This window comes from Microbacterium sp. WHRI 7836 (assembly GCF_040223885.2).
Classification (GTDB): domain Bacteria; phylum Actinomycetota; class Actinomycetes; order Actinomycetales; family Microbacteriaceae; genus Microbacterium; species Microbacterium oxydans.
The window spans coordinates 1,935,824-1,960,360 of the sequence record NZ_CP168171.1 but is presented as its reverse complement, the minus strand read 5'-3'; the positions used below and the strand labels follow the sequence as shown (position 1 = coordinate 1,960,360).

General features: G+C 66.9%; 30 protein-coding genes and 1 pseudogene. 24 read left to right on the top strand and 7 right to left on the bottom strand.

Going from position 1 to position 24,537, the window contains the following annotated elements:
• Positions 1 to 9: 9 nt before the first annotated feature.
• On the bottom strand, positions 10 to 762 hold the full coding sequence (locus ABRP18_RS09430) for an MIP/aquaporin family protein (RefSeq protein WP_028501983.1): 753 nt from the start codon (positions 760 to 762) through the stop codon (positions 10 to 12).
• A 92-nt stretch (positions 763 to 854) separates the two neighbouring features.
• Positions 855 to 2,564, bottom strand: coding sequence for a glycerol-3-phosphate dehydrogenase/oxidase (locus ABRP18_RS09425; protein WP_113681919.1), 1,710 nt, complete (start codon positions 2,562 to 2,564; stop codon positions 855 to 857).
• A gap of 102 nt (positions 2,565 to 2,666) precedes the next feature.
• On the opposite strand from ABRP18_RS09425, the gene ABRP18_RS09420 reads away from it, so the two are divergent.
• Positions 2,667 to 3,638: a sugar-binding transcriptional regulator gene (locus tag ABRP18_RS09420; protein ID WP_021200458.1), complete on the top strand. Its 972-nt coding sequence runs from the start codon at positions 2,667 to 2,669 to the stop codon at positions 3,636 to 3,638.
• Between the two features lie 32 nt (positions 3,639 to 3,670).
• Here ABRP18_RS09420 and ABRP18_RS09415 read toward each other — a convergent pair whose 3' ends face one another.
• Entirely contained in the window at positions 3,671 to 4,822 is a 1,152-nt protein-coding gene (locus ABRP18_RS09415) for a glutamate--cysteine ligase (protein WP_046747076.1), read from the bottom strand.
• A 210-nt stretch (positions 4,823 to 5,032) separates the two neighbouring features.
• On the opposite strand from ABRP18_RS09415, the gene rpsP reads away from it, so the two are divergent.
• The 4 genes from rpsP to trmD are packed head-to-tail and all read left to right on the top strand — an operon-like array spanning position 5,033 to position 7,040.
• Complete coding sequence (rpsP, locus tag ABRP18_RS09410; protein WP_046747075.1) at positions 5,033 to 5,467, top strand: 30S ribosomal protein S16; 435 nt, start codon at positions 5,033 to 5,035, stop codon at positions 5,465 to 5,467.
• Positions 5,468 to 5,473: 6 nt separating this feature from the next.
• A complete protein-coding gene (locus ABRP18_RS09405) occupies positions 5,474 to 5,704 on the top strand; it encodes an RNA-binding protein (RefSeq protein WP_017830729.1) in 231 nt (76 codons plus the stop codon).
• Positions 5,697 to 6,305, top strand: coding sequence for a ribosome maturation factor RimM (rimM, locus tag ABRP18_RS09400; protein ID WP_113681920.1), 609 nt, complete (start codon positions 5,697 to 5,699; stop codon positions 6,303 to 6,305). Before ABRP18_RS09405 ends, rimM begins: the two co-directional genes overlap by 8 nt.
• Before the next feature lie 18 nt (positions 6,306 to 6,323).
• Positions 6,324 to 7,040 carry a tRNA (guanosine(37)-N1)-methyltransferase TrmD gene (gene trmD, locus ABRP18_RS09395; RefSeq protein WP_058630607.1) on the top strand — a complete coding sequence of 239 codons (717 nt, stop codon included), beginning with the start codon at positions 6,324 to 6,326 and terminating at the stop codon, positions 7,038 to 7,040.
• Positions 7,041 to 7,068: 28 nt separating this feature from the next.
• On the opposite strand, the gene ABRP18_RS09390 is transcribed toward trmD, so the two are convergent.
• Both ABRP18_RS09390 and map read right to left on the bottom strand, forming a co-directional pair.
• The gene (locus ABRP18_RS09390; protein WP_374168980.1) at positions 7,069 to 7,629 is read right to left on the bottom strand and encodes a histidine phosphatase family protein; all 561 of its coding nucleotides are present in this window, start codon (positions 7,627 to 7,629) and stop codon (positions 7,069 to 7,071) included.
• 118 nt (positions 7,630 to 7,747) lie between these two features.
• Positions 7,748 to 8,530, bottom strand: a complete 783-nt coding sequence (map, locus tag ABRP18_RS09385) for a type I methionyl aminopeptidase (RefSeq protein WP_046747071.1) — start codon at positions 8,528 to 8,530, stop codon at positions 7,748 to 7,750.
• Between the two features lie 109 nt (positions 8,531 to 8,639).
• On the opposite strand from map, the gene ABRP18_RS09380 reads away from it, so the two are divergent.
• The 10 genes and pseudogenes from ABRP18_RS09380 (at position 8,640) to ABRP18_RS09335 (ending at position 15,706) form a co-directional block, all read left to right on the top strand.
• Positions 8,640 to 9,128, top strand: a complete 489-nt coding sequence (locus tag ABRP18_RS09380) for an MFS transporter permease (protein WP_113681922.1) — start codon at positions 8,640 to 8,642, stop codon at positions 9,126 to 9,128.
• 168 nt (positions 9,129 to 9,296) lie between these two features.
• On the top strand, positions 9,297 to 9,644 hold the full coding sequence (gene rplS, locus ABRP18_RS09375) for a 50S ribosomal protein L19 (protein WP_045265383.1): 348 nt from the start codon (positions 9,297 to 9,299) through the stop codon (positions 9,642 to 9,644).
• 117 nt (positions 9,645 to 9,761) lie between these two features.
• Positions 9,762 to 10,487 (top strand): signal peptidase I, encoded by a 726-nt coding sequence (gene lepB / locus ABRP18_RS09370; protein ID WP_058630610.1) that lies wholly within the window; start codon positions 9,762 to 9,764, stop codon positions 10,485 to 10,487.
• Positions 10,484 to 11,143, top strand: a complete 660-nt coding sequence (locus ABRP18_RS09365) for a ribonuclease HII (RefSeq protein WP_046747069.1) — start codon at positions 10,484 to 10,486, stop codon at positions 11,141 to 11,143. Before lepB ends, ABRP18_RS09365 begins: the two co-directional genes overlap by 4 nt.
• A gap of 72 nt (positions 11,144 to 11,215) precedes the next feature.
• Entirely contained in the window at positions 11,216 to 11,542 is a 327-nt protein-coding gene (locus ABRP18_RS09360; protein WP_045265213.1) for a DUF2469 family protein, read from the top strand.
• A 128-nt stretch (positions 11,543 to 11,670) separates the two neighbouring features.
• Entirely contained in the window at positions 11,671 to 12,033 is a 363-nt protein-coding gene (locus tag ABRP18_RS09355) for a YraN family protein (RefSeq protein ID WP_046747068.1), read from the top strand.
• The gene (locus ABRP18_RS09350) at positions 12,030 to 13,559 is read left to right on the top strand and encodes a YifB family Mg chelatase-like AAA ATPase (RefSeq protein ID WP_349884533.1); all 1,530 of its coding nucleotides are present in this window, start codon (positions 12,030 to 12,032) and stop codon (positions 13,557 to 13,559) included. Before ABRP18_RS09355 ends, ABRP18_RS09350 begins: the two co-directional genes overlap by 4 nt.
• Positions 13,556 to 14,433, top strand: a pseudogene (locus tag ABRP18_RS09345) (DNA-processing protein DprA); the annotation flags it as partial. The gene ABRP18_RS09350 and the pseudogene ABRP18_RS09345, both read left to right, overlap by 4 nt.
• A 159-nt stretch (positions 14,434 to 14,592) precedes the next feature.
• Positions 14,593 to 14,748 carry a hypothetical protein gene (locus ABRP18_RS09340; RefSeq protein WP_349885351.1) on the top strand — a complete coding sequence of 52 codons (156 nt, stop codon included), beginning with the start codon at positions 14,593 to 14,595 and terminating at the stop codon, positions 14,746 to 14,748.
• Positions 14,749 to 14,803: 55 nt separating this feature from the next.
• The gene (locus ABRP18_RS09335) at positions 14,804 to 15,706 is read left to right on the top strand and encodes a tyrosine recombinase XerC (RefSeq protein ID WP_349884532.1); all 903 of its coding nucleotides are present in this window, start codon (positions 14,804 to 14,806) and stop codon (positions 15,704 to 15,706) included.
• A gap of 22 nt (positions 15,707 to 15,728) precedes the next feature.
• Here the strand turns inward: ABRP18_RS09335 and ABRP18_RS09330 are convergent, their stop codons facing one another.
• Positions 15,729 to 16,265, bottom strand: coding sequence for a M23 family metallopeptidase (locus tag ABRP18_RS09330; protein ID WP_349884531.1), 537 nt, complete (start codon positions 16,263 to 16,265; stop codon positions 15,729 to 15,731).
• 320 nt (positions 16,266 to 16,585) lie between these two features.
• On the opposite strand from ABRP18_RS09330, the gene rpsB reads away from it, so the two are divergent.
• The 9 genes from rpsB to ABRP18_RS09285 all read left to right on the top strand — a co-directional run bounded on the left by rpsB (position 16,586) and on the right by ABRP18_RS09285 (position 23,322).
• Positions 16,586 to 17,536 carry a 30S ribosomal protein S2 gene (rpsB, locus tag ABRP18_RS09325; RefSeq protein WP_046747065.1) on the top strand — a complete coding sequence of 317 codons (951 nt, stop codon included), beginning with the start codon at positions 16,586 to 16,588 and terminating at the stop codon, positions 17,534 to 17,536.
• A gap of 41 nt (positions 17,537 to 17,577) precedes the next feature.
• Positions 17,578 to 18,405, top strand: coding sequence for a translation elongation factor Ts (gene tsf / locus ABRP18_RS09320; protein WP_141369803.1), 828 nt, complete (start codon positions 17,578 to 17,580; stop codon positions 18,403 to 18,405).
• Positions 18,406 to 18,497: 92 nt separating this feature from the next.
• Positions 18,498 to 19,214 (top strand): UMP kinase, encoded by a 717-nt coding sequence (pyrH, locus tag ABRP18_RS09315; RefSeq protein WP_046747064.1) that lies wholly within the window; start codon positions 18,498 to 18,500, stop codon positions 19,212 to 19,214.
• Between the two features lie 67 nt (positions 19,215 to 19,281).
• Positions 19,282 to 19,836 (top strand): ribosome recycling factor, encoded by a 555-nt coding sequence (gene frr, locus ABRP18_RS09310; RefSeq protein WP_017830710.1) that lies wholly within the window; start codon positions 19,282 to 19,284, stop codon positions 19,834 to 19,836.
• A 5-nt stretch (positions 19,837 to 19,841) separates the two neighbouring features.
• Entirely contained in the window at positions 19,842 to 20,987 is a 1,146-nt protein-coding gene (locus ABRP18_RS09305; RefSeq protein WP_061018443.1) for a phosphatidate cytidylyltransferase, read from the top strand.
• Positions 20,987 to 21,565, top strand: a complete 579-nt coding sequence (locus ABRP18_RS09300) for a DivIVA domain-containing protein (RefSeq protein WP_058630616.1) — start codon at positions 20,987 to 20,989, stop codon at positions 21,563 to 21,565. Before ABRP18_RS09305 ends, ABRP18_RS09300 begins: the two co-directional genes overlap by 1 nt.
• Before the next feature lie 96 nt (positions 21,566 to 21,661).
• Positions 21,662 to 22,306, top strand: a complete 645-nt coding sequence (locus ABRP18_RS09295; protein ID WP_046747097.1) for a transglycosylase SLT domain-containing protein — start codon at positions 21,662 to 21,664, stop codon at positions 22,304 to 22,306.
• 9 nt (positions 22,307 to 22,315) lie between these two features.
• Positions 22,316 to 22,603: a hypothetical protein gene (locus tag ABRP18_RS09290; RefSeq protein WP_082108564.1), complete on the top strand. Its 288-nt coding sequence runs from the start codon at positions 22,316 to 22,318 to the stop codon at positions 22,601 to 22,603.
• Positions 22,600 to 23,322 (top strand): alpha/beta hydrolase, encoded by a 723-nt coding sequence (locus ABRP18_RS09285; protein ID WP_058630617.1) that lies wholly within the window; start codon positions 22,600 to 22,602, stop codon positions 23,320 to 23,322. The genes ABRP18_RS09290 and ABRP18_RS09285 overlap by 4 nt, the downstream gene beginning before the upstream one ends.
• A gap of 19 nt (positions 23,323 to 23,341) precedes the next feature.
• On the opposite strand, the gene ABRP18_RS09280 is transcribed toward ABRP18_RS09285, so the two are convergent.
• Positions 23,342 to 24,403 (bottom strand): AI-2E family transporter, encoded by a 1,062-nt coding sequence (locus ABRP18_RS09280; protein WP_046747060.1) that lies wholly within the window; start codon positions 24,401 to 24,403, stop codon positions 23,342 to 23,344.
• Between the last annotated feature and the right edge of the window lie 134 nt (positions 24,404 to 24,537).

Here is a 24,537-nt window from a genome sequence, read left to right as displayed (position 1 = left end):
TCAGGTCGTTCAGGCGAGGTGCAGCAGGACGGGCGCTGCGGCAGCGGCGATCGCGCCACCGATCAGCGGACCGACCACCGGGACCCAGGAGTAGGACCAGTCGCTGGAACCCTTGCCCTTGATCGGGAGGATCGCGTGCGCGATACGCGGACCGAGGTCGCGGGCAGGGTTGATCGCGTAACCGGTCGGGCCACCGAGCGAGGCACCGATAGCGACGACGAGCAGAGCGACGGGGAGGGCCGTGAGCGGTCCGAGGCCTCCGGGGGTTCCCACCTCGATGTCGCCGTAGTCCGCGAACGCGAGGATCACGAAGACCAGCACGAAGGTGCCGATGATCTCGGTGACCAGGTTCCATCCGTAGGAGCGGATCGCGGGGCCGGTCGAGAAGACGCCCAGCTTGTTGGCGGCCTCCGGCTCCTCGTCGAAGTGCTGCTTGTAGGCGAGCCACACGACGATCGCACCGATGATCGCACCGACGAGCTCCGCCGCGGTGGCGACGAGGAACATCGGGAAGTCGATCGTGCCGGAGATCAGCAGTCCGATGCCGACGGCCGGGTTGAGGATGGCACCGGAGTACGCGGAGACGAGCACACCGGCGAAGACCGCCAGACCCCATCCCCAGTTGACCATCAGGAAGCCGCCGCCGAAGCCTTTGTTCTTCGCGAGCGCGACGTTGGCGACGACACCACATCCGAGCAGGACCAGCATCGCTGTTCCTACCAGTTCGGAGAGGAAGTAGAGACCGAGATTCACATCAGCCATGTCTTCTTTGACCTTTCTTGTGTGTCGGGGCCCCTCTGCCCCGACACTTTATGGGAGTTGCACCGCGAGGAGGGCGGCAGTCCGAGACCCCGTCAGCCGCGGGCGCGGGACGGGATATCGAGTCCGTGACGTTCGTTCAACAGTTCGCGGGTCTGCTCGACCTCGGCATCGTGGCGCGCTCGGTCCCAGCCGAGCATCGGCGCGAGGGCATCGGCGATCTCGTCAAGAACCTCGGCGGTCGCCCCGCCGGTGAACGCGATGCTGGTGCGACGCAGGATGACATCCTCCAGGCGGGTCACCAGCTCGTTCTGCACCATCCACTCGAGTTCACGCGTGGAGAGGTCACCGCCGGCGAGTGGCGCGTCCGCACCCTGCTCGACGAACTCCCAGACCTGTGCCGCGCGGGTACCGTATCGGGCCAGCAGCTGATCGGCACGTGCGCCGGCGCCGGGAAGGTTCTCCTGGAACCAGATGCGCTTGGCCTTCTCGGTGCGGGGGAACTCGCGCCCACCGCCGATCGCGCGCCCTGCCGTCGAGACCGTCCTGGTGCGATCGATCAGGCCGAGCACCGTGTCGGAGAGGGACTCGCCGAGTGCGCGGAACGTGGTCCACTTGCCGCCGACGAGGCTCACAAGCGGCACGGCGCCCTTCTGGTCGACCTCGACGCGGTAGTCGCGGGAGACGAACCCGGGGGCCGTGTCCTCGTGACGAGGCAGGGGACGGATTCCCGAGAACTTGTAGACGATCTGCTCGCGCGACACCGGAATGGTGGGGAACACGTGGTGGATGAGATCGAAGAAGTAGTCGACCTCCTCCTCGGTGCACACGGCCACTTCGCGTGGATCGGCATCGATGTCGGTGGTGCCGACGAGAACGCGTCCCTTGAGGGGGTAGATGAGGACGATGCGACCGTCGGAGTGCTCGAAGAAGATCTCGCGTCCGCGGGTCGCCTCGAGCAGTTCGGGGTGGTCGAGCACGATGTGCGAGCCCTTGGTTCCTCCCATGAACCTCGTCTCGGTGCCGAGGGCATCGTTCGTGAGGTCGGTCCAGGGACCCGATGCGTTCACGACGACATCGGCCTGCACGGAGAACTCCGTGCCGCTCTCACGGTCGCGGAGCACGACCTTGTCGCCGTCACGAGAGACGGCTTCGACGTAGTTCAGCGCGTGCGCGCTCGGGTGGGCGGATCGTCCGTCCTGGAGCACGTCCAGAGCCAGGCGCTCGGGGTCGTGCATCGAGGCGTCGTAGTAGGTCGCGGTGTACTTGATCTTGGGGTCGAGAGAAGGCAGCTCGGCGAGCGACTTCTTGCGGCCGAGGAAACGGTGCCGAGGAACGGTGCCACCATCGCGCGAGAAGGTGTCGTAGATCGTCAGCCCGATCTTGATGAGGAAGGCTCCGCGCTCCTGCGGCTTGCCGCTCTTGTGCGTGAGGAAGCGCAACGGCGCGGAGAGGATGCCCGAGAAGGTCGAGTAGATCGGGATGGTCGTCTCGAGCGGCTTCACGTAGTGAGGGGCGATCTTCAGAAGACCGTTGCGCTCCTCCACGGATTCGCGGACGAGTCGGAACTCGCCGTTCTCGAGGTAGCGGATGCCGCCGTGGATCATGTGGCTCGACGCGGAGGAGGCGCCGGAGGCGAAGTCCCCTCGTTCGACGAGCACAACGTCGACTCCCTGCAGCGCCAGGTCGCGGAACGTGGAGATTCCGTTGATCCCGCCGCCGATGACGAGGACGCTCGTGCGCCCGGATTCGCGGACAGCGCGAATCTCCGCGCGCTCCGCCGACGAGTGTGCCGAATCGATCATCGTCGACCCTCTCTTCCTTGCTTGCCACCAGCATCGACCTGTGTGACATCCCGCGCAAGCCCACTGCACATATGTGCAAGGATCGAAGCTGAGGAGGACGTCATGGCCGGTGCAAGCGCGGAATCTCGCGACAGCAAGCTGATCGCGGCGCTCACAGCGGCGCAGCTCTACTACATGCAGGACAAGACCATGGAGGTCATCGCGAAGGAACTCGGCACGTCGAGATCATCGGTCTCACGTCTGCTGAGCTTCGCGCGGGAGAGCGGACTGGTCGACATCAGGATCAACTCGCCGCTCGAGCGTCTCGGGATGCTCGAACACCGGATCCGGGATCGGCATCGAGTGGCCGCGCACGTCGTGCCGATGCCGGAGATCCTCAGCGAGGTCGAGCGCCTCGAGCGCGTGGCTCTGACGGCAGGGCGTCTGCTGTCGCAATTCGTCGACTCGAACATGGTCATCGGCGTCGCGTGGGGGTCGACGATCAGCGCTGTGAGTCGTGGACTCACCCAGAAGGAGACCCACAACACGACCTTCGTGCAGCTCAACGGCGCAGGCAACACCCAGACCACGGGCGTCGAGTACTCCAGCGACATCCTGCAGCGATTCGGCAGTGCGTTCGGCGCGCAGGTCCAGCAGTTCCCGGTGCCCGCGTTCTTCGACGATCCTGCGACGCGCGAGGCGATGTGGCGTGAACGCAGCACGCGACGTGTGCTCGATCTGCAGGCGAAGATGGATGTCGCCGTGTTCAGCCTCGGTTCGCCCGCTGCCGAGGTGCCGAGCCGTGTCTATGTGGGCGGGTACCTCGGACGTGACGACTATCGCAGCCTCCGCGAGGACCATGCGATCGGCGATGTCGCCACGGTCTTCTTCCGCTCCGACGGGTCGTGGCGGGACATCCGGGTGAACGCGCGCGCCACGGGCCCCGGCCTGGATCGACTCCGTCGGGTTCCACGCCGCGTGTGCGTCGTATCCGGCATCCCGAAGCTGGTGAGCCTCCGCGCCGCCCTGGCGGCCGGACTCATCACCGATGTGGTCCTGGACGAGGGACTCGCGAGGCGCCTCGTCGAGGACTGAACAGCGGCGTCCGCCGTCAGGCGTGCCGGGAGCTACGGCTCTTCGGTCGACGACTCGGGTCCGGAACGGAACTCCCTGATCAGATGATGCACGACCGCTGCGAGGTCGCCGTCCGCGGCGTCGGCGACGGCGAGCTGACGCGCGTAGCTGGCACCGCCGTCCAGGATCGTGGCGATGCCGCCGAACTCCCGGCCGCATCCGAGTTCGACAGCGGTCGGTGCCAGTGATTCGAGAGCTTCGGACAGATGCTCGCGAACGGGGCGCTGTGTGCCTGTCGCATCCACGATCACACGGGCGTCGAGCCCGTAGCGTGCCGCCCTCCACTTGTTCTCGCGGTGGAACCAGGCGGGAAGCTCGGGGAGGGTCCGCCCTTCGTCGAGCTGACGTGAGAAGTCCTCGACCAGGACCTGCACGAGCGCGGCGACCGAGGCGAGCTCGGGCAACGTCGACAGCCCGTCGCAGGCGCGCACCTCGATGGTCCCCCAGCGCGGAGCGGGACGGATGTCCCAACGCACCTCCGTGGCATCGGCCATCACCCCGGTGCGCACCATGTCGTCGAGATACGATTCGTATTGCGCCCAGTCGTGCAGGGGCCAGGGGAGCCCGGCGGTGGGAAGCTGCTGGAACACGAGCGCGCGGTTCGATGCGTAGCCGGTCCGCTCTCCCGCCCAGTAGGGACTCGACGCGGCGAGCGACTGCAGATGAGGGAGGTACCCCGCGAGGGCGTTGATGATGGGGAAGACCTTGCGCTGATCCTCGACGCCGATGTGCACGTGGATGCCCCAGATCATCATGTTGCGCCCCCACCACTGGGTGCGCTCGATCAGCGTGTGGTAGCGCGACTTGTCGGTCACCTGCTGGTCGTACCACTGTGCGAACGGGTGACTTCCCGCCGACAGCAGCTCGATGCCAGCGGGATCCGTCGCCGCGCGGACCGCCGCGATGGCGTTCCCGATGTCGTCGACCGCGTGCGCGACGGAGTCGCCGATGCCACTCGTCACCTCGATCGTGTTGGTGAGCAGCTCGCCCGTGACGGTGTGTCGCTCATCCGCACTCTCGGCTTCGAGCGCGGCGAGCAGTTCGGGGGCGCGCCCGACGAGGTCACCGCTCACCGGATCGGCGAGCATGATCTCCCATTCGAGACCGACGGTGGACCGGGCCGAAGAGGCGAACTCGAGTTTCACCCGCACAGTCTGGCACGCGGCAGGCGCGACACGGCAACGGGGGTTTCGCCACGTTTCGCGCCCGGCCCTCGGATCTGGCAGAATAGAGGGTCGGACGACCTGCTCGACCCTCTATCCAGCAGGAGTCCACACTCATTAGAGCTTCCGCCGGGTGTGCACCCCACTCTCCAGGCGACCGGTTCGTTTCCTTCCACACAATTCAGGAGAATCGTGGCTGTCAAGATTCGTCTCAAGCGCCTGGGCAAGATCCGCGCGCCGTACTACCGCATCGTCGTCGCCGACTCGAAGACCAAGCGCGATGGTCGCGTGATCGAGGAGATCGGCAAGTACCACCCCACCGAGGAGCCCTCGTTCATCGAGGTCGACTCCGAGCGTGCGCAGTACTGGCTCTCCGTCGGCGCACAGCCGACCGAGCAGGTCGCTGCCATCCTCAAGATCACGGGTGACTGGGGCAAGTTCAAGGGCGACAAGGACGCGAAGTCCACGCTCAAGGTCGCCGAGCCGAAGGCCCCCTTCGAGATCGACGCGTCCAAGAAGTCCGTCGTCAAGCCCAAGGCCGAGAAGAAGGCGGAGGCTCCTGCTGAGGAGGCTCCCGCCGCGGCCGACGCGGAGGCCGCTGAGGCTCCCGCAGCAGACGCAGAGTAATCCGCCGTGCTCGCCGCCGCGCTCGAACACATCGTCAAGGGGATCGTCGATCACCCGGAAGATGTCCGCATCAACGAATCCACATCGCCGCGAGGCGACCTCCTCGAGGTGCGTGTGCACCCCGACGACCGTGGACGCGTGATCGGGCGCGGCGGCCGCACCGCGAAGGCCCTTCGCACCCTCGTCAGCGCACTCGCTGACGGGCGGCGGGTCCGCGTCGATGTCGCGGATGACTGACGTGGTGGCGAAGGACCGCAACCAGGGCAAGAACCAGCTGCGAGTCGGGCGTCTCGTCAAGGCGCATGGGCTCAAGGGCGGACTCAAGCTCGAGCTGTACACAGACAACCCCGAGGGGCGCTTCGTCCCCGGAGCCGGTTTCACGTTGCAGGTGCCCGAGGCATCTCCGTGGCACGGCAAGGAGATCACGGTGCGCGAGTACCGGGTGATGAACGGCAACCCCGTCGTGTTCTTCCAGGATGTCGAGGACCGCGACGCGGCTGACAGCCTCGTCCGTGCCATCCTCTGGATCGATCAGGATGTCGACGAGGCCGAAGACGATGCGTGGTTCGATCACCAGCTCGTCGGCCTCGAGGTGGTCCGCGATGACACCGTGATCGGTCGGGTCGTTCGGGTGGAGCATTTCCCCGCACAGGACCTCCTCATCGTCAAGGCAGGCGAGGACGAGGTGATGGTGCCCTTCGTCTCCGCCATCGTCCCCACCGTCGATGTGCAGGCCGGTCGCGTGATCGTCACCCCGCCGCCCGGCCTCTTCGAGGAGGTCCCGGAGTCCACTGACGCCGAGCCGCAGGCAGGCGCGGACGCCGACGCGTCCGAGTGATCGCTGATACGGGTCCCCGTGCGCATCGACGTCCTCTCGATCTTTCCGTCCTACTTCGACGGTCTGACGCTCTCGCTGCTCGGAAAGGCTCAGGCGACCGGGATCATCGATCTCCGCATCCGAGACCTTCGCGACTGGACCTCGGACCGTCATCGCACCGTTGACGACACCCCCTACGGCGGCGGAGCGGGCATGGTGATGAAGCCGGAGCCCTGGGGACTCGCCCTCGATGACATCAGCGAAGCAGCTGCCGCAACGGTCGCTGAACGTCCCACCATCATCTTCCCGTCGCCCGCCGGAGAGGTGTTCACCCAGAAGACCGCGCGTGATCTGGCGACTCGCGAACATCTCATCTTCGGCTGCGGCCGCTACGAGGGCATCGACGAGCGCGTGTTCGAGTACGCCGCCGAGCGGGGCGATGTCCGGCTGATCAGTCTCGGCGACTACGTCCTCAACGGGGGAGAGGTCGCCACGATGGCGATGATCGAGGCGATCGGCCGGCTGATCCCTGGTGTCGTCGGCAATCCCGAGAGCCTCGTCGAGGAATCCCACGAGGACGGTCTGCTCGAGTATCCGTCGTACACCAAGCCCGCATCGTGGCGGGGACGATCGGTGCCCGACGTGTTGCTGAGCGGAAACCATGCGGCGATCGCCGCGTGGCGCCACGAGCAGCAGATCGAGCGAACACGGTCGCGCCGTCCCGATCTCCTCGACGACACGTCGCCGTCTTCCTGACTGAGGCCTCGAACCGGGAACGTGTCTCTCAGAGCATGCGCTCGGAGGCACCGTCGATCTCGAACACGACCCCGTGTGGGTGCCTCAGCCCGAGTGCGGTGGAGGCATCCAACCCTCGCAGTTCCGCACGCAGCATGCGCCCGATCATCTCGTGACTGATGAGAAGGGGGACACCTTGTGACACCCATCCGCAGCTGCTGAGCGCCTTGCGTGCGCGCGCTCTGGCCTGCGCGTAACTCTCCCCGCCGGGAAAGGCCCACCCGTAGCGGTTGGCCGCCCGCTCTTCCCTTGCGGTCGGATACTCCGCGTCGATCTCCTCCCACGTCAGGCCGCTGAGCTCGCCATGGTCGAGCTCAGCGAGCTCGGGCACCTCGACCACGTCGGCACCGAGGCGCTCTGCGACGATCGTCGACGTGTGTACCGCCCTGCCGAGCGGACTGGAGCACACCGTGCGCACGTCGACGTCCGTCAACCGATCCGCGATCGCATGCGCTTGTTCGACTCCCTCGGGAGTGAGGGGCGAATCAAGCCGCCCCTGCAGGCGATGCTCTCTGTTCCACTGGGTCTGCCCGTGACGCGCGAGGAGCACTCGCTCCGGCACATGACGATCCTACGGAATCATGGACTCAGGATGGCACACCGGAGCGCCGACCGCGCCTGCGTGCTACGTCTGCACGACCCGATACGACGATCAGTACCGTGGCAGGTCAGTCGACGCCGAGGAACGACCGGTCGGTCAGGATGATCGGGCCCTGCTCGGTGATCGCGATCGTGTGCTCGGAGTGCGCGCCGCGGGACCCGTCTGCGCTGCGCAGCGTCCACCCGTCGGGGTCTGTGACGAGTTCGTCGGTCGTGGCGAGAAGCCAGGGCTCCAAGGCGAGGACGAGGCCGGCGCGCAGGGGGAAGCCACGACCGGGGCGGCCGTCGTTGGGGACGTGGGGATCGCCGTGCATCGTCCGGCCGACGCCGTGGCCGCCGAAGTCGGTGTTGATCGAGTAACCCTCACCGTGTGCGATCGTGGCGACCGCTGCGGAGATGTCGCCGATGCGGTTCCCGACGGATGCGGCGTCGATCGCCGCGGTCAGGGCGCGCTCGGTCGTGTCGATGAGTCGGAGATCTTCGTCGCTGGCTGTTCCGACGACGAACGAGACGGCGGAATCGGCGACCCAGCCGTCGACTGCGACAGCGAAGTCGAGGGTGACGAGGTCGCCATCGCGGAGCACGTAGTCATGGGGGAGGCCGTGCAGCACGGCGTCGTTGACGGAGGTGCAGATGACCTTCCCGAACGGACTCGCTCCGAACGAGGGGTGATAGTCGATGTAGCACGACTCGGCGCCGGCGCGACGGATCATGTCGTGTGCGCGACGATCGATCGAGAGCAGGTTGGTTCCGACCTTGGTCTCGTCACGCAACGTCGCCAGGGTTTCGGCGACGAACCGCCCTGCGGCGCGCATCTCTTCGATCTCGGCGGGGGTGCGCAGTTCGATCATCGGTTGTCCTCTCGTCCCTCCCATTCTCCCTGATCGTGAGGCCGAGGAAGGCCGAGCGCTCTCAGCGAACACAGGAGCGCGCGTCGGATCGTCGTCGTACGATCTCAGCATGTGGTTGCGACAGGCCTACTTCCGATGGCTTCTCCCGGCGGCCTTCCTGCTGCCCCTGTGGCTGCTGATCGGGTGGGGTGTCTTCCAGGGCGGCTGGTCGATCCTGTGGGTGCTGCTCGTCGCCATGCCCTCCGTGTTCCTCGGGCAGCTTCTCCTCACCCTTCTGACGCGGTCCCGTCCGTCCGTCCGCATCGAGCGAGCGGTCTCGTGGTGGGACGTCGCCGGGTTCACGATCTGGAACGGCCTCACGATCGCGGTCGGGTTCTTCATCGACGGCGCATTCCCGTGGTTGCTCACGGGGGCTATCGTCGCGGGGATCGCGCTGATCTGGCTGCAGTTGTGGCAGCTGTGGAACGAAGCGAGGGGAAGTGGGGCGCGGTTGCGCGAGACCATCTCCTGGTCCACGATCCCCACCGTCGATGAGCCGACCGTGCCGACGCGTGCGCACGAGGTCATCGTGGTGCGGGAGACGGACACCCGGGACTGACATCGCGTTTTGGCCCGTCACCGCATTCGTGGCAGAATGAATGTTTGTGCTGTGACCGGCTCTGCCACAGGGGAGCCCGCGGACGCGTCAGCTCCGTACAGTTCAACCCTTTTCTTGTTCCTTTGAATACATGCATGCGACCTGTGGCGGGTGCAGAGAGAGACGATCATGCAGATCCTCGACGCCGTCGACGCGGCTTCCCTCCGTTCGGACATCCCGGACTTCTTCCCCGGTGACACCGTCAAGGTGCACGTCAACATCACCGAGGGCAACCGCTCTCGTATCCAGGTCTTCCAGGGCGTCGTCATCGGTCGCCAGGGTGACAGCGTGCGCGAGACGTTCACCGTGCGCAAGATCAGCTTCCAGGTCGGCGTCGAGCGTACCTTCCCGGTGCACTCCCCGGTGATCGACCACATCGAGGTCGTCACCCGCGGTGACGTGCGTCGCGCGAAGCTCTACTACCTCCGCCAGCTGCGTGGCAAGAAGGCGAAGATCAAGGAGAAGCGCGACCGCTGAGTCGACGCATCTCCGAAGCACCCCGGGACACGATGTCCCGGGGTGCTTCGTTCTCCCTCCGGTGTGCGACCCTAGATATCGTCGCCGCGCGCCGGCGCATGATCGTGAAGGAACCAGATGACTGAATCCCCATCCGCGCCCACGTCCAGACGACGCCGCGGGTTCCTGGTCTTCCTTCGAGACGTGCTGGTGATCGTGGTGATCGCCGCGTTGGTCTCCTTCGTCGTGAAGACCTTCGTGGTCCGTTCGTTCTACATCCCCTCCGCGTCGATGGAGCGCACGCTCCTGGTCAACGACCGCATCCTCGTCGACGAGCTCACTCCGCGCTGGACCGACTACGAGCGCGGAGACGTCGTCGTCTTCAAGGACCCGGGAGGCTGGCTGGACGGACAGCCGCAGACGCCCGCACAGCCGCCTCTGGTCGAGGCCGTCGACTGGGTACTGAACTTCGTGGGCATCTCCGCCACCGACTCCCAGGATCATCTCGTCAAACGGGTGATCGGGCTTCCTGGCGACCACGTGGTCTGCTGCAATGCGCTCGGACAGATCACGATCAACGGTGCGCCCATCGACGAGCTCAGCTACCTGAATCTCCCTCAGGGCGACACTGCCGCGTCGAACGAGCCGTTCGATGTCGTGGTCCCGGAGGATTCCGTGTGGCTGCTGGGTGACAACAGAGACCGCTCGCGCGACGCCCGCGCGCACCAGGACCTGCCCAGCGGAGGCTTCGTCCCGATGGAGAACATCGTGGGCAAGGCGTTCCTCACGACCTGGCCGTTGAACCGGCTGGGACCGATCGACGGCCACCACGAGATCTTCAACGGCGTTCCGGATCCGGAATGACCGTCATCGCGCCGAAGCTCACCCTGGAACGTCGGCTCCTCGGTGAATGCGAACTGATCATCTCCCTGGACGAGGTCGGTCGTGGTGCGCTCGCGGGGCCGGTCGCGGTGGGTGCTGCCGTGATGGATGCGACCGGTGCCCGCCGTCGTGTGCCCGAAGGATTGCGTGATTCGAAGCTCGTGACGGAGAAGCGCAGGCCGGAGGTGGCCGCCCGTGCCGCCGCGTGGGTGCAGGCGTCAGCGGTCGGTTGGGCGAGTGCGGCGGAGGTCGACGAGGTCGGCATCATGAGGGCGCTCGGACTCGCCGCGTCCCGCGCGGTCTCGGCCGTCGCTGCGCAGGGTGCCGTGCTCGACGGAGCCCTTATCCTGCTCGACGGGAACCACGACTACGTGTCGAAGGTTCACCCGACTCCGCTGAACGTGCGTCCCGTGGTCAAGGCGGACCGTGATTGTGCTTCGGTATCGGCGGCCTCCGTCATCGCGAAGGTCGCGCGGGACGGCTACATGGCGGAGCTTCATGAGACGCATCCCGCGTATCAGTGGAACCGCAACAAGGGCTATGCCAGCATTGAGCACCGCGATGCGATCCGGACGATCGGGCTGTCGCCGCACCACAGGGCGTCGTGGGCCATAGCTGACGCTCCCACGCTGTTCTGACAGAGGCACCGAGGACGCGCCCCGGCAGCCGATGACGCTCCCCGGTGCCCGCGACTCTAGGATGGACACATCATGGATGAGGAAGCCTTCGACGACTACGACCGCGAACTCGAGCTGGCACTGTTCCGGGAGTATCGGGATGTGGTGTCGCAGTTCCAGTACGTCGTGGAGACCGAGCGCCGGTTCTACCTGGCCAATGACGTGAACGTCGTCCGCCGGGACACCGAGCACGACTTCTATTTCGAGATCTCGATGACGGACGTCTGGGTGTGGGACATCTACCGTGCCGATCGCTTCGTGAAGGCTGTGCGCGTGCTCACGTTCAAGGACGTCAACGTCGAGGAGCTGCAGCGCAGGGAGTTCGAACTCCCGCAGGAGCTCTCGCTCGACGGCGAGTGACGAAGACTCTCGCGCCGATGCGCCCGGACTCACTCCACACTGCGCTGAAGAGCTGACTTCTCCCCAGACGCCGTGAATCTGCAGCCGTGCCCCGCCCCCGGGAAGCGTGGCCACGTGATGCTGGGCAGATGGCAGCGAAGGATGAACTCGGAAGAGCGGGAGAAGACCGCGCCGCGCAACATCTGAGGAGCAGCGGGTACACCGTGCTCGCGAGGAACTGGCGGTGCGCACAGGGTGAGATCGACATCGTCGCCGTATGCGGCGATCATCTCGCCGTGGTGGAGGTCAAGACACGGCGGACGGACGCATTCGGGCACCCGTTCGAGGCGATCGACGCGCGCAAGCGCCGGCGGCTCTGGCAACTGGCGCAGGCGTGGATCGCAGAGCATCCGGGAGTCGCGCGAGGGCGAGACGTGCGCCTCGAGGCGATCGGCATCATCGGAGCCGATCCGACCACCGGTGTGCTCGAGCATCTCGTGGACATCGCGTGAGCACCGCGCGCACCTGGGCCGTCGCACTGACCGGCGTGGACGGACACCTCGTCGAGGTCGAGGCCGACATGTCGAGCCAGACGCCCGAGTTCCGGATCATCGGTCTTCCTGACAAGTCATTGGGCGAAGCCGTCCAGCGCGTGCACAATGCCTGCAAGAACGCCGGTTTGGATCTGCCACGTCGACGGCTCACCGTCAATCTCTCGCCCGCAAGCCTTCCGAAGCATGGCGCCGGGTTCGACCTGGGCGTGGCCGTGGCGTGTCTGGCGGCGGGCGGAGCCGTCGAGTCGCGTTCCATCGCCCGGACGGTCCATATCGGTGAACTCGGTCTCGACGGCAGGATCCGACCGGTGCCCGGTGTCCTCCCCGCGGTCTTCGCGGCGGCACGAGCGGGATTCGAGACGGCGATCGTGCCATACGGGAACGAGGCAGAGGCGAGGCTGGTGCCCGGTATCGACGTACGCGCAGCCGGGTCTCTGGCGGAGGTCGCCGTCTGGCACGGCGCCGACGTGGAGGTGCCTGATGTCGAATTCGTGGAGGTCGCATCCGACACGCGGAGCTCGCGCGAGGCCCTCGATCTCGCCGACGTGATCGGGCAGGAGGAGGCCGTCGAAGCTCTCGTCGTCGCCGCTGCCGGTGGGCACCATTTGCTCTTGAGCGGTCCTCCCGGCGCCGGAAAGACGATGCTCGCTCGGCGTCTCCCCGGCATCATGCCCGCACTCGATGAAGAGGAGGCACTCGAGGTCGCATCCGTTCGCTCGCTCAGCGGAGAAGCGGTGTCCGCGCTGGATTCTCTCCCTCCGCTGGAGGCCCCGCACCACAGCGCGTCGGTCGCGGCACTGGTCGGTGGCGGGTCCCGTGCCGCGAGACCGGGAGCGATAGCGCGTGCGCACCGCGGCGTGTTGTTCCTCGATGAAGCGGCCGAGTTCTCACGCGTCGCGCTGGATGCGCTGCGCCAGCCGTTGGAGTCGGGGGTGATCGCTGTGCATCGGGCCGGATTCACCGCGACCTTCCCCGCGAAATTCCAGCTCGTGCTCGCGATGAATCCCTGTCCCTGCGGAAATCATGGGGTGCGCGGTGCGGAATGCGTGTGCCCGCCGATGGCGATCAGACGCTACGCCACCCGTCTGTCCGGACCGCTCCGCGATCGCATCGACATCGATCTCCAGGTGACGAGGGTCGCCGCATCGCTGGCGATGGGTGACGCGAGTGCGGAGCTGACAACCGAGCGGGCGCGGGACCGTGTCGCGGACGCGCGGGCGAGAGCAGCGTCGCGTTGGCGGAGCACCCGATGGCGTCGTAATGCGGATGTGCCGGGCACCTGGCTGCGGCAGGGAGCGCTCCGGCTGCCCGCTTCGACGCGATCGCCGCTCGATCGGGCCCTGGAGCGTGGAGCGCTGACACTTCGCGGCTACGACCGCGTTCTCCGGGTCGCATGGACGATGGCGGACCTGGCTGCGCTGGACAGGCCGGGAACCGATGAGATCGGCCGCGCGCTGCACCTTCGACGGGGGTTGCCGCGATGATCGACGAGCTCCTGGGCGACGCCGAAGCTGTGGCCCTCACGGAACAGATCCACCCGGGTGGGAGTATGGACGAGTGCATGGCACGCGCCGCATGGACCGTGATCGCGGAGCCGGGCGATGCCGTCGCCGGCGCTCTGATCGCGGAGCTCGGTGCTGCGGAAGCACTCGCCGTGGCCGTGGGGCACTCGTCATCGCTGCTGTCTCCCGGGAGCGCGAACGCGGCGGCATCCCGCATGCTCGCCGACGGGCGTGCACGTTGGACCCCGCGGGCAGCACCACGAGCCGTGCTGGCAGCGCTCCACGGAGCCGCTGCCGCTGGTGTCCGGCTGCTGATTCCCGGCGACGCGGCGTGGCCCGCCGCCCTCGACGATCTCGGACCGCATGTCCCCGCCGCACTGTGGGTGCGGGGTCGTGTGGAGCTGCTCGACCATCAGCCTCGCGTGTCCATCGTCGGTGCGCGCGCCTCCTCGGGGTACGGCGAGCACGTGGCCTCAGAGATCGCGGGAGATCTGGCAGCCACAGGCGTGGTGATCGTGTCGGGCGGTGCGTAGGGATCGACGGAGCCGCCCATAGAGCTGCCCTCGGAGTGGAGGGCGCGACGGTGGCCTTCCTCGCCGGCGGGGTCGACCGTGCTTATCCGGCGGGGCACCAGGCGCTCCTGAGGCGGATCGCCGAAGAGGGGGCACTGGTGAGCGAGCCACCCTGCGGCACGGCGCCCACGAAGGGGAGGTTCCTGGCGAGGAATCGTCTGATCGCCGCACTGGGACACGCGACGGTCGTCGTGGAAGCGGGCTGGAGGAGTGGATCGCTGAACACCGCCGGTCACGCTGCGACGCTCGGGCGTCCACTCGGTGCCGTCCCCGGAGCGGTGACCTCCGCGTCCTCAGCGGGATGCCATCGGTTGCTGCGCGAGTACGACGCGCAGTGTGTCACATCGGCGCAGGAGGTGCGCGAGCTGTTCGGCGCGATAGGTCATCGACCCGACACGAGCCCGGGGGAGCGGGATCCTCACCACGCACGCATCCTGGAGGTCATGACCGTTCGGGCACGCCTCTCCATCGACGAGGTCGCCCGCCGGTCGGGGCTCTCCCCTGATCGCGTCCGATCAGTGCTCGGACTGCTGCACCTGGAAGGAGATGTCGCACTCGACAGCGCGGGGTGGCACCGGGCTGCGCCGCCCAGACGATAGCCGATCCGACGGCGAGGCTGCCGGTCAGGAAGCTCGATCGCGGCAAGCTGGGGTCATGGAGATCGCGGCGGCCGCAGACGCATTCGCCGACCACCTGCTGCGGGTGCGTCGGCTGTCGCCGGCGACGGTGAAGGCCTATCGCTCCGACCTTCGCGACCTCGCCGCTTCTGCAGGGGGAGTCGCCGTCGAGGACGTCGACCTGGAAGTCCTCCGGGACTGGCTCTGGAACGCCACGCAGCGTGGAGACGCGCGGTCCACTCTCGCGCGCCGCGCCGCGACCGCACGGTCCTTCTTCGGCTGGGCAACTGAACAGGGGATCGCCGCGCATGACCCGAGCCTGAGATTGGTCGCGCCGAAGAAGGGGAGGACGTTGCCGACGGTCGCCTCGCGCGATGCGATGTCCGAGCTCCTCGACGCGCATCGCGCCACAGCGTCGGAGGGTGACCCGCTCGCGCTGCGAGACCATGCCATCCTCGAGCTGCTCTACGGGTCCGGTATCCGCGTCTCCGAGCTCTGCGGTCTGGACGTCGACGATCTCGACCCCGAGCGCGGCACAGCCCGAGTGGTCGGCAAGGGAGACAAGGAACGCGTCGTCCCCTACGGGGCGCCGGCACGAGATGCGCTCTCCGCGTACCTGCGACGAGGAAGGCCGGTCCTCATCGCCAGGTCACGGACCTTCACCCCCGCCGTGATGCTCGGAAGCAGAGGAGGGCGAGTGGGCCCGCGAACGGTGTACGAACTCGTCGCGCGTGTCCTGGCACCGATCGTCGGCGCGGAGACGATCGGTCCGCACGCGCTCCGTCATACCGCCGCCACCCACCTCCTCGACGGCGGAGCGGACCTGCGGGCGGTGCAGGAGATACTCGGGCATGCCAGCCTCGGCACCACGCAGATCTACACGCACGTCTCGACCGAGCGCCTGACGGCCACCTACCGGCTCGCCCATCCCCGCGCCTGACTCCGACGACTCGGAAGCTCGATCACGGGGCTTCGCAGCAGGGGAGGAGCACTGCGCGCGGAACATCGCCGAAGAGCAGCATCGGGTTGATGTAGTCCCCGTCGAGACGTATGCCGAGATGGATCGCGCCGGGCGGTGTGTGCCCGCCAGCATCGACCACTCCGATCTTCTGACCCTCTGCGACGAGATCGCCGACCAGGAGATCGGATCGCAACGGTTCGAATGTCGACACCAGCCCGCCGGCGTGCTCGATGGTGATGAGCTGCCGATCCACGACCGTCCCGCGGAAAGCGACGACTCCGTCAGCAGGAGCCGAGACCGTCGTCCCCATCGCGGCGCTGAGATCGACGCCACGATGCCCGGCGCCGTATCGATGAGCCGGAGCGCGGTAGGGCGCGACGACCGAGCGTGGTCCGGTGACCGGCCAGCTCCAGGCGGGTACGTCAGGCTCGTCGGACCACGCTGCCGCGCCGGGGGAGAGCATCACTGCGAAGGCGACCATCGAGACGACGAGAAGAGTCGCGGTGAGCAGGGCTCGTGTTCTGGATCTCAAGCGCATGAAGGCATCCTGATGGCTCGACGCTGCCGCGGTGCACCATGCGCAGTGCGGCGTACACATCCGGGGAGTAAGACGTGACACCACGCCACTGTGCAGGGGAAGCCACGGTGCAGGGGAGCCGGCCGTCTGATCCTGTATGCTGGAGGAGCACCTCGAGATCGAGGTGACTACGCGTGCCCAGAGCGACTCGTTTCGCGGCATCCACTCCCACAGGTCCTGTCCTCCGACAGGCGGGTGTGAGCCGGGCACCAGGGAGTCCGATCATCCGGTCGGCTTGCAACCTCAACGGCGCAGAATCGCGCCAGAACCAGGAGACGACCATGGCTGTGGTCACCATCCGCCAGCTGCTCGACAGCGGCGTGCACTTCGGACACCAGACCCGTCGGTGGAACCCGAAGGTCAAGCGCTTCATCCTCACCGAGCGCAGCGGCATCCACATCATCGACCTCCAGCAGTCGCTCGGCTACATCGACAAGGCGTACGACTTCGTCAAGGAGACGGTCGCCCACGGCGGCACCATCCTCTTCGTCGGCACCAAGAAGCAGGCGCAGGAGATCCTGGCGGAGCAGGCGACGCGTGTCGGCCAGCCGTTCGTGAACCAGCGCTGGCTCGGCGGTCTCCTCACCAACTTCCAGACGATCTCGAAGCGTCTGGCTCGTATGAAGGAGCTCGAGGAGCTCGACTACGAGACCCCGGCGAACAGCGGCTTCACGAAGAAGGAGCTGCTTCTCAAGAAGCGCGAGCTCGACAAGCTGCACAAGTCGCTCGGTGGTATCCGCAACCTCACGAAGACGCCGTCTGCCATCTGGGTCGTCGACGCCAAGCGTGAGCACCTCGCCATCGACGAGGCCAAGAAGCTCGGCATCCCCGTGATCGGCATCCTCGACACGAACGCCGACCCGGACGACTTCCAGTACCCGATCCCCGGCAACGACGACGCCATCCGTTCGGTGTCGCTGCTCACCCGCATCATCGCGGACGCCGCGGCCGAGGGTCTGCAGCAGAAGCACAACCCGGAGACCGGTGACGCCGAGCCTCTCGCCGACTGGGAGAAGGAGCTCCTCGAGGCCCCCGCACAGGAGGTCCAGGAGTCCGCTGACGCCGCCGAGGTCACCACCGCGGATGACGCTGCCGCGGTCGTCGAGACCCCCGCTGCCGACGAGACCGCCGCCGACGAGGCCGGTGCAGAGGCACACGACGAGGCGATCGCCGCCGCTTCCGGTGAGGAGACCGCTGAGGTCGCCGCCGCCGAAGCCGCTGACGCCAAGTAATCCCTCGTACACACACCTAACGAAGCAAGGAGCCACCACACATGGCCAACTTCACCATCGCTGACCTGAAGGCGCTGCGCGAGCAGCTCGGCACCGGAATGGTCGACACCAAGAAGGCGCTCGAGGAGGCCGACGGAGACGTCGCGAAGGCCACCGAGATCCTGCGTCTCAAGGGTGCGAAGGGCAACGCGAAGCGCGCTGACCGTTCGACCAGCGAGGGACTCATCGTCGCTCGCGAGCAGGATGGCGCCGTGACGCTCATCGAGCTCGCGTGCGAGACGGACTTCGTCGCGAAGAACGAGCGCTTCATCGCGCTGGCCGACAAGGTCGCCGACGCCGCTGCCGCGGTGAAGGCCGACTCGGTCGAGGCCGCCCTGGCTGCATCCGCCGGCGACAAGAGCGTCGAGCAGGTCATCTCCGAAGAGGCTGCGATCATCGGCGAGAAGGTCGAGCTGCGTCGAGTGCGCACGATCTCCGGCGACAAGGTCGAGGTCTACCTGCACCGCACGAGCAAGGACCTGCCGCCGCAGATCGGTGTCGTCGTCGCCTACACGGGTGACGACGCCGAGACCGCGCGCAGCATCGCTCAGCACATCTCCTTCGCCAACCCGTCGTACCTGTCCCGCGAGGACGTCCCGGCGGACGCTGTCGAGAAGGAGCGCGAGATCGTCACCGAGATCTCCCGCAACGAGGGCAAGCCGGAAGCGGCTCTCCCGAAGATCGTCGAAGGCCGCGTCTCCGCGTTCATCAAGCAGGTCGCCCTGCTCGAGCAGGACTACGCCAAGGACAACAAGCTCTCTGTCGCCCAGGTGGCGAAGGACGCCGGTATCACCGTCACGGACTTCGCGCGCTTCAAGGTCGGCGCGTAGCAACGTCGAAGGGGTTCGGATCGTCATGATCCGAACCCCTTCTTCGTGCCCACGAGGCACTATCTTGAATCGGGACGAGAGGACACCCACCCATGACTGAACGCACCGGACGCCGCCGCGTCCTTCTCAAGCTCTCCGGAGAGGCCTTCGGCGCTGGACAGCTGGGCGTCAACCCGGATGTCGTCAGCCAGATCGCGCGCGACATCGCCGCTGCCGTCGACCGCGTCGAGGTGGCGATCGTCGTCGGGGGAGGGAACTTCTTCCGCGGAGCCGAGCTGAGCCAGCGCGGCATGGACCGTGGACGCGCCGATTACATGGGAATGCTCGGCACGGTCATGAACGCACTTGCGTTGCAGGACTTCCTCGAGCAGGCCGGTGCCGCCACGCGGGTGCAGTCGGCGATCTCGATGACTCAGGTCGCGGAGCCCTACATCCCGCGTCGGGCTGAGCGTCACCTCGAGAAGGGGCGCGTCGTGATCTTCGGAGCCGGCGCGGGTCTTCCGTACTTCTCGACCGACACGGTCGCGGCTCAGCGTGCGCTGGAGATCGGTGCGGAGGAGGTCCTCGTCGCCAAGAATGGCGTCGATGCCATCTACACCGCGGATCCGAACAAGCACGCCGACGCCGAGCGCATCGAGCGGGTCACCTACAGCGACGCACTGCAGCGGGGCCTGAAGGTGGTCGATTCGACAGCGTTCAGTCTCTGCATGGACAACAACATGAACATGCGGGTCTTCGGCATGGAGCCGGCGGGCAACGTCACCCGCGCTCTGCTCGGAGACCCGATCGGCACGCTGGTCACCACCTGAGTGTGCGACGGGCGGAGACGACTTCGCCCGATAGAATTTGCAGAACACCCCGACGATAGGAGTCACCGTGATCGCGGACGTCCTCGCTGAAACCACCACTCGCATGAACCGGGCGGTCGAAGCTGCCAAGGAGGACTTCTCCACGGTGCGCACCGGTCGTGCGAACCCGCAGATGTTCCAGAAGGTCCTCGTGGACTACTACGGCACTCCCACGCCGATCGCGCAGCTCGCGTCCCTGGCGAACCAGGAGGCGCGGACGCTCATCATCACGCCGTACGACAAGTCCGCTCTGAAGGCGATCGAGCAGGCCATCCGCGACATGCCGAACCTCGGTGCGAATCCCACGAACGACGGCAACCTGGTGCGTGTGACAATGCCGGAGCTCACCGCCGAGCGGCGCAAGGAGTACGTCAAGCTCGTCAAGACCAAGGCAGAGGACGCGAAGGTCCACGTCCGTGGCATCCGCCGCAAGGCCAAGGATGAGCTGGACGCGCTCAAGAGCGAGCTCGGCGAGGATGAGATCGCTCGCGGTGAGAAGGAGCTCGATGTTCTGACGCGCCAGCATGTCGATCTCATCGATGACGCGCTGAAGCGCAAAGAGGCAGAACTCCTCGAGGTGTAGTCGGGATGTCTGACGAAACGCGAGATGCCGACGACGACAAGCCGTTCGCGCGTCGAGACGCGCATCACGGTACCCCGTCCGAAGGCGTCCCGCTCGTCGATGCGGCGTTCCCCACGTTCGACAGTGCCGAGGTACCCCCTCGGCCGCCACTTCCAGCCCCCGCGGACCGCGTCGCAGTCGGGGACATCAGCTCCCTGGACACGGCAGATCACAACGCCATCCGCGAGCAGTGGCGGGCGGCGAGGGATGAGCTCGGCAGCCACGTCTCCCACGCACGTGACCAGCTCGACCAGGCGAACGAGCGCATCAAGGAGCGCACCGGCCGGGATCTCATCCTCGCCACGGTGATCGGCCTCGCGTTCGGAGCTGCGCTGCTCGGCTCCCTGCTCTTCCTCAAGGTGCTCTTCGTCCCGTTCGCCCTCGCGGCCGCGTTGCTGGGCGTGTACGAGCTCTCGAGAGCCCTGCGGGGTTCCGGGCGGCGAGTCGACGTGGTGCCCCAACTGATCGCAGCCACTTTCCTGGTGCTTTCGGCATACTTCGCGGAGCCGTGGCTCTGCTGGGTGATGCTCTTCGTGTCCGTTGCCTTCGTGATCGTCTGGCGACTCATCGCGCAGATGGTGGAGAAGGACGGACGGACTTACGGCGACGTGCTCGCAGACGCCGTGATCAGCGGCTTCGTCCAGGTGTACGTCCCCTTCCTCGCGGGTATCGCGCTCATCCTGCTCAAGCAGGAGGGCGGTGAGTGGTGGGTGCTCAGCTTCATCGCGATCGCCGTCGCCGCCGACACGGGTGCCTACGCCGCCGGTCTGGCCTTCGGCCGACACCCCATGGCGCCGAAGATCAGTCCGAAGAAGACCTGGGAAGGGTTCGGAGGTGCGGTCGCCGCGTCCATCGCCGCTGGCGTGCTGCTGGCGATCTTCCTCCTGGAGCTGCCGTGGTGGTGCGGCCTCGTGTTCGGTGTCTCGATCCTGCTCTCAGCGACGCTCGGCGACCTGGGCGAATCCATGCTGAAGCGCGACCTCGGCATCAAGGACATGAGTTCCTGGTTGCCGGGTCACGGCGGGCTGCTCGATCGACTCGACAGCATCCTTCCCTCCACCATCCCCGCTCTGTGTCTCTACTTCCTCTTCTCTCCTTGGGTGGCTCTGTGATGACCGAAGATCAGTTGGACGAACAGCCCACGCAGGCGCCCGCGGCGTTCGCCCTCACCTCCGGACGCGTGCGCGGATACCACCGTGCAGCCGTCGACACGTTCCTCGCCTCGGCCCGCCGCGCCTTCGAAGAGGGCGGCGCTGACCTCAGCGCGGAGGATGTGCGGACGGCCTCGTTCCCTCTGGTCAAGAACGGCTACGTGGTCGCCGATGTCGATGCTGCACTCGGACGCGTCGAAGATGCCTTCGCCGCGCGGGAACGCGAGCGAGTGGTGCGCGCACAGGGGGCCGGAGCCTGGGTCGAGCGGGCACGGGAGGACGCGCAGGTCATCTTGGATCACCTGGCTCGCCCCCGTCGGCATCGTTTCGCCCGCACCGGGGTGCTCACTTTCGGCTATCGTCTCGACGAGGTCGACCACGTGTCGACCCGCATCGTTCGTTACCTGCGTGACGGGGACGCCCTGACCGCCGAGCAGCTGCGGTCCGCAGCCTTCCGGATGCAGCGCGGCGGGTACCGCGAGGAGCAGGTGGATGCCCTTCTCGACGCCACGATCGACGTCATCCTCGCGGTTCGTTGAGGTTCCTGATGGTCGATTCAGGCGACCTTGCGTAGACTGTCCCTCATCGTGAACTCCCGAAACGACATGACTCTAGACAGAAACGACCGTTCGCCTGTGCCCGCAGCGAAGGCCGGTTCGGCGCGCACGGGCACCCGTCGCTGGTCTCGGAGCCGCGGCGTCGTCGGCGTCTTCAGCGCCCTCGCGGTCGTCGGCTTCGCCGGCGCGCTCGTCGCTCCGACCGGGGTGGCACTGGCCGCGCCGGCACCGGAGGAGTCGCCGGACTCGGCGTATTCGCTCGCGCTCGCTGACACGCAGAACCTCACCGTCACCGTCGAAGGTGCCGAGATCGCGCCGGTCGTGCGCGGAGGCTTCGAAGTGTACGTGAAGCCGAAACCGGCCCCCGTCCCCACGGTTGCTGCAGCGCCCAAGACCGGGTCGTCCGGCGGTTCATCCCGCGGCGCGCTTCCTCCGTACACGGGTGGTGGGGCTCCTGCGGAGTGGATGGCCGCCGCCGGTATCGCGCAGAGCGACTGGCAGTACGTCGACTACGTCGTATCGCGTGAGAGCGGCTGGAACCCCAACGCCACGAACAAGTCGTCAGGGGCATGTGGACTGGTGCAGGCTCTGCCCTGCAGCAAGGTTCCCGGCAACGGCTACAACCCGGTCGACAACCTCCGCTGGGCGACGGGCTACGCGACCGGCCGCTACGGCAGCTGGGCCGGCGCCTACAACTTCTGGGTCAACAACCACTGGTGGTGAGCAGGCACGATGCCCCGCTCTCGCAGACGCCCTTCGGCGCGCCCTGAATCCGAGGACTCATTCGATCGTCTCCTCGCCGGCTGGAAGCGCACCGAGACTCGACGTGGCAGCGAGTGGACCGTTCAACCGGTGTCGGCCGCGCAGGCGCAGAAGGAGTACGTGTGCCCCGGCTGCGGCCGTGGCATCGTCGCCGGGACAGCTCATCTCGTCGCCTGGCGTGCGGACGGGGTACTCGGGGACGCCGCTGACCTGGCGGCCCGTCGGCACTGGCACACGCACTGTTGGAGGCTTGCATGACCATCGAGATCCGTGGACCGCTGGAGTTGCCCGCACGACGCGAGGACATCGAACTGATCACGGCGGACGGCCTCACCCTCGTCGGGGAGCTCTCTCAGCCCGAGGATGCACCACCGGTCGCGACGCTCGTGACGTTGCATCCCCTGCCGACCGCCGGCGGCTTCATGGACTCGCACATCATCCGGAAGGCGGCCGCACGGCTGCCCGCCCTCGCAGACCTGGCCGTTCTGAGGTTCAACACGCGAGGCACCACATCCCCACGAGGGACCAGCGACGGGAGTTTCGACGGGGGAGCCGCTGAACAGTTCGACGTGGCCGCCGCGATGGACTTCGTCCGCGAGCGCGCTCTACCGCGCCCCTGGCTGCTCGGATGGTCCTTCGGCACGGAGCTCGCTCTGAAGTACGGCCGGGAGCACGACATCGAAGGCATCATCCTTCTCTCGCCGCCGCTGCACCGCGCCACGCCGGAAGAGGTCGCCGCCTGGGCGTCGACCGACCGCACCGTCGTGGTCCTGGTGCCGGAACTCGACGACTATCTGCGTCCGGCCGAGGCAAAGGACCGCTTCGCCTCGATTCCGCACGCCACGCTCATCGCGGTGGAGGGCGGCAAGCATCTCTGGGTGGGCGAGACGCAGACGCGGCGCGTGCTCACCGAGATCGTCGCGGCGGTCAACCCCTCCGCATTGCCTCTCGCCACCCACTGGCCCGCCGACGACTGAGAGGCCGACGGCCTCGACGTCAGAGCTCGTTCATCCGAGGGATGAGCACCTGGCGGTAGATGATCAGGATGCTCGCGGCCACGGGGATCGCGATCAGAGCGCCGAGGAGGCCGAGCAGGCTTCCACCGGCGAGGGCCGCCACCACGACCACGGCACCGGGCACCGATACGGCGCGGCTCATGATGCGAGGCGAGATGATGTACGCCTCGATCTGCATGTAGATCAGGTAGTAGATCGCGGCGGCGATGGCGGTCGCCGGGGAGCCGAGTCCGGGGATGAGACATACCAGCACGATGATCGTCGAGCCGGTGAGCGTGCCGACGAGCGGGATCAGCGAGAAGAAGAAGGCGATCACGGCCAGGACGGCGGGGAAGGGCGCATCGATGATCGAGAGGTAGATCGCGCTGAGCACACCGTTGAGCACACCCTGCGATACCTGGCCCATGACGTAATAGCCGACCGAGTCGGTGATCTGCTCCGACAGGTCGATGAATCGATCGCGCTTCGACGCGGGCGCGAGCTGGTAGACAGCGCGCTTGAGCGACGGCGTCGATGCCGTCAGGTAGATCGTCAGGATCAGGACGATGAACGCTCCGAACAGACCGCCCAGCACAGCGCCGCTGGCAACGAGCACGCCCTGACCGATGGATCCGCCGATCTCGGCGAGGTTGCTCGTCAACCAGTTGGTGACGTACGTGAACACATCGTCGACGAGAAGGTTCGGGAAGGCGTCCTGTATCCACTCTTTGAGATCGGGGATCAGATTCCCGCGCTGGACGATCGCCGAGATCTGGGCGACCAGCTGGGAGATCTGGTCCACCAGGACCGGGAGGACGATGAGCACGATGCTCACGAAGACGCCGAGCACCGCGAGGATCGTCACCAACACGGCCGCCCAGCGGGGGAGCCGTCGGCGTTCGAGGAACGAGACGAGCGGGTCGAGTCCGAGACTCAGGAACAGGGCGGTGCCGAGATAGAGCAGCACGGTGGAGAGATTCTGCACGCTGTTGATCAGCAGGATCCCCAACCCCACGCCGAGCGTCGCCACCAGGGCGGTGCGGAAGGGATTGTGGATCTTCATCGGAGACTCCTCGGGACGGCTCCCGCAAGATTATCCAGACGCGCTTCGTCGGCGCGGACGACGTGCCGGTCCAGCCGTCACTGCGTCTGCTCGTGGGCAACACACAGCTGATTTCGCTAGTCTGAAATGTCGAG

Excerpts from the sequence above, each read along its gene's own strand:
- tsf (WP_141369803.1), top strand. The coding sequence starts at position 17,578 with ATGGCCAACTTCACCATCGCTGACCTGAAGGCGCTGCGCGAGCAGCTC.
- ABRP18_RS09430 (WP_028501983.1), bottom strand. The coding sequence starts at position 762 with ATGGCTGATGTGAATCTCGGTCTCTACTTCCTCTCCGAACTGGTAGGA.
- ABRP18_RS09380 (WP_113681922.1), top strand. The coding sequence starts at position 8,640 with ATGTGGTTGCGACAGGCCTACTTCCGATGGCTTCTCCCGGCGGCCTTC.
- ABRP18_RS09335 (WP_349884532.1), top strand. The coding sequence starts at position 14,804 with ATGGAGATCGCGGCGGCCGCAGACGCATTCGCCGACCACCTGCTGCGG.
- ABRP18_RS09290 (WP_082108564.1), top strand. The coding sequence starts at position 22,316 with ATGCCCCGCTCTCGCAGACGCCCTTCGGCGCGCCCTGAATCCGAGGAC.
- lepB (WP_058630610.1), top strand. The coding sequence starts at position 9,762 with ATGACTGAATCCCCATCCGCGCCCACGTCCAGACGACGCCGCGGGTTC.
- ABRP18_RS09285 (WP_058630617.1), top strand. The coding sequence starts at position 22,600 with ATGACCATCGAGATCCGTGGACCGCTGGAGTTGCCCGCACGACGCGAG.
- map (WP_046747071.1), bottom strand. The coding sequence starts at position 8,530 with ATGATCGAACTGCGCACCCCCGCCGAGATCGAAGAGATGCGCGCCGCA.
- ABRP18_RS09365 (WP_046747069.1), top strand. The coding sequence starts at position 10,484 with ATGACCGTCATCGCGCCGAAGCTCACCCTGGAACGTCGGCTCCTCGGT.
- ABRP18_RS09420 (WP_021200458.1), top strand. The coding sequence starts at position 2,667 with ATGGCCGGTGCAAGCGCGGAATCTCGCGACAGCAAGCTGATCGCGGCG.
- ABRP18_RS09330 (WP_349884531.1), bottom strand. The coding sequence starts at position 16,265 with ATGCGCTTGAGATCCAGAACACGAGCCCTGCTCACCGCGACTCTTCTC.
- ABRP18_RS09300 (WP_058630616.1), top strand. The coding sequence starts at position 20,987 with ATGACCGAAGATCAGTTGGACGAACAGCCCACGCAGGCGCCCGCGGCG.
- ABRP18_RS09340 (WP_349885351.1), top strand. The coding sequence starts at position 14,593 with ATGACCGTTCGGGCACGCCTCTCCATCGACGAGGTCGCCCGCCGGTCG.
- pyrH (WP_046747064.1), top strand. The coding sequence starts at position 18,498 with ATGACTGAACGCACCGGACGCCGCCGCGTCCTTCTCAAGCTCTCCGGA.
- ABRP18_RS09425 (WP_113681919.1), bottom strand. The coding sequence starts at position 2,564 with ATGATCGATTCGGCACACTCGTCGGCGGAGCGCGCGGAGATTCGCGCT.
- rpsB (WP_046747065.1), top strand. The coding sequence starts at position 16,586 with ATGGCTGTGGTCACCATCCGCCAGCTGCTCGACAGCGGCGTGCACTTC.
- ABRP18_RS09305 (WP_061018443.1), top strand. The coding sequence starts at position 19,842 with ATGTCTGACGAAACGCGAGATGCCGACGACGACAAGCCGTTCGCGCGT.
- ABRP18_RS09360 (WP_045265213.1), top strand. The coding sequence starts at position 11,216 with ATGGATGAGGAAGCCTTCGACGACTACGACCGCGAACTCGAGCTGGCA.
- rplS (WP_045265383.1), top strand. The coding sequence starts at position 9,297 with ATGCAGATCCTCGACGCCGTCGACGCGGCTTCCCTCCGTTCGGACATC.
- ABRP18_RS09355 (WP_046747068.1), top strand. The coding sequence starts at position 11,671 with ATGGCAGCGAAGGATGAACTCGGAAGAGCGGGAGAAGACCGCGCCGCG.
- ABRP18_RS09280 (WP_046747060.1), bottom strand. The coding sequence starts at position 24,403 with ATGAAGATCCACAATCCCTTCCGCACCGCCCTGGTGGCGACGCTCGGC.
- rimM (WP_113681920.1), top strand. The coding sequence starts at position 5,697 with ATGACTGACGTGGTGGCGAAGGACCGCAACCAGGGCAAGAACCAGCTG.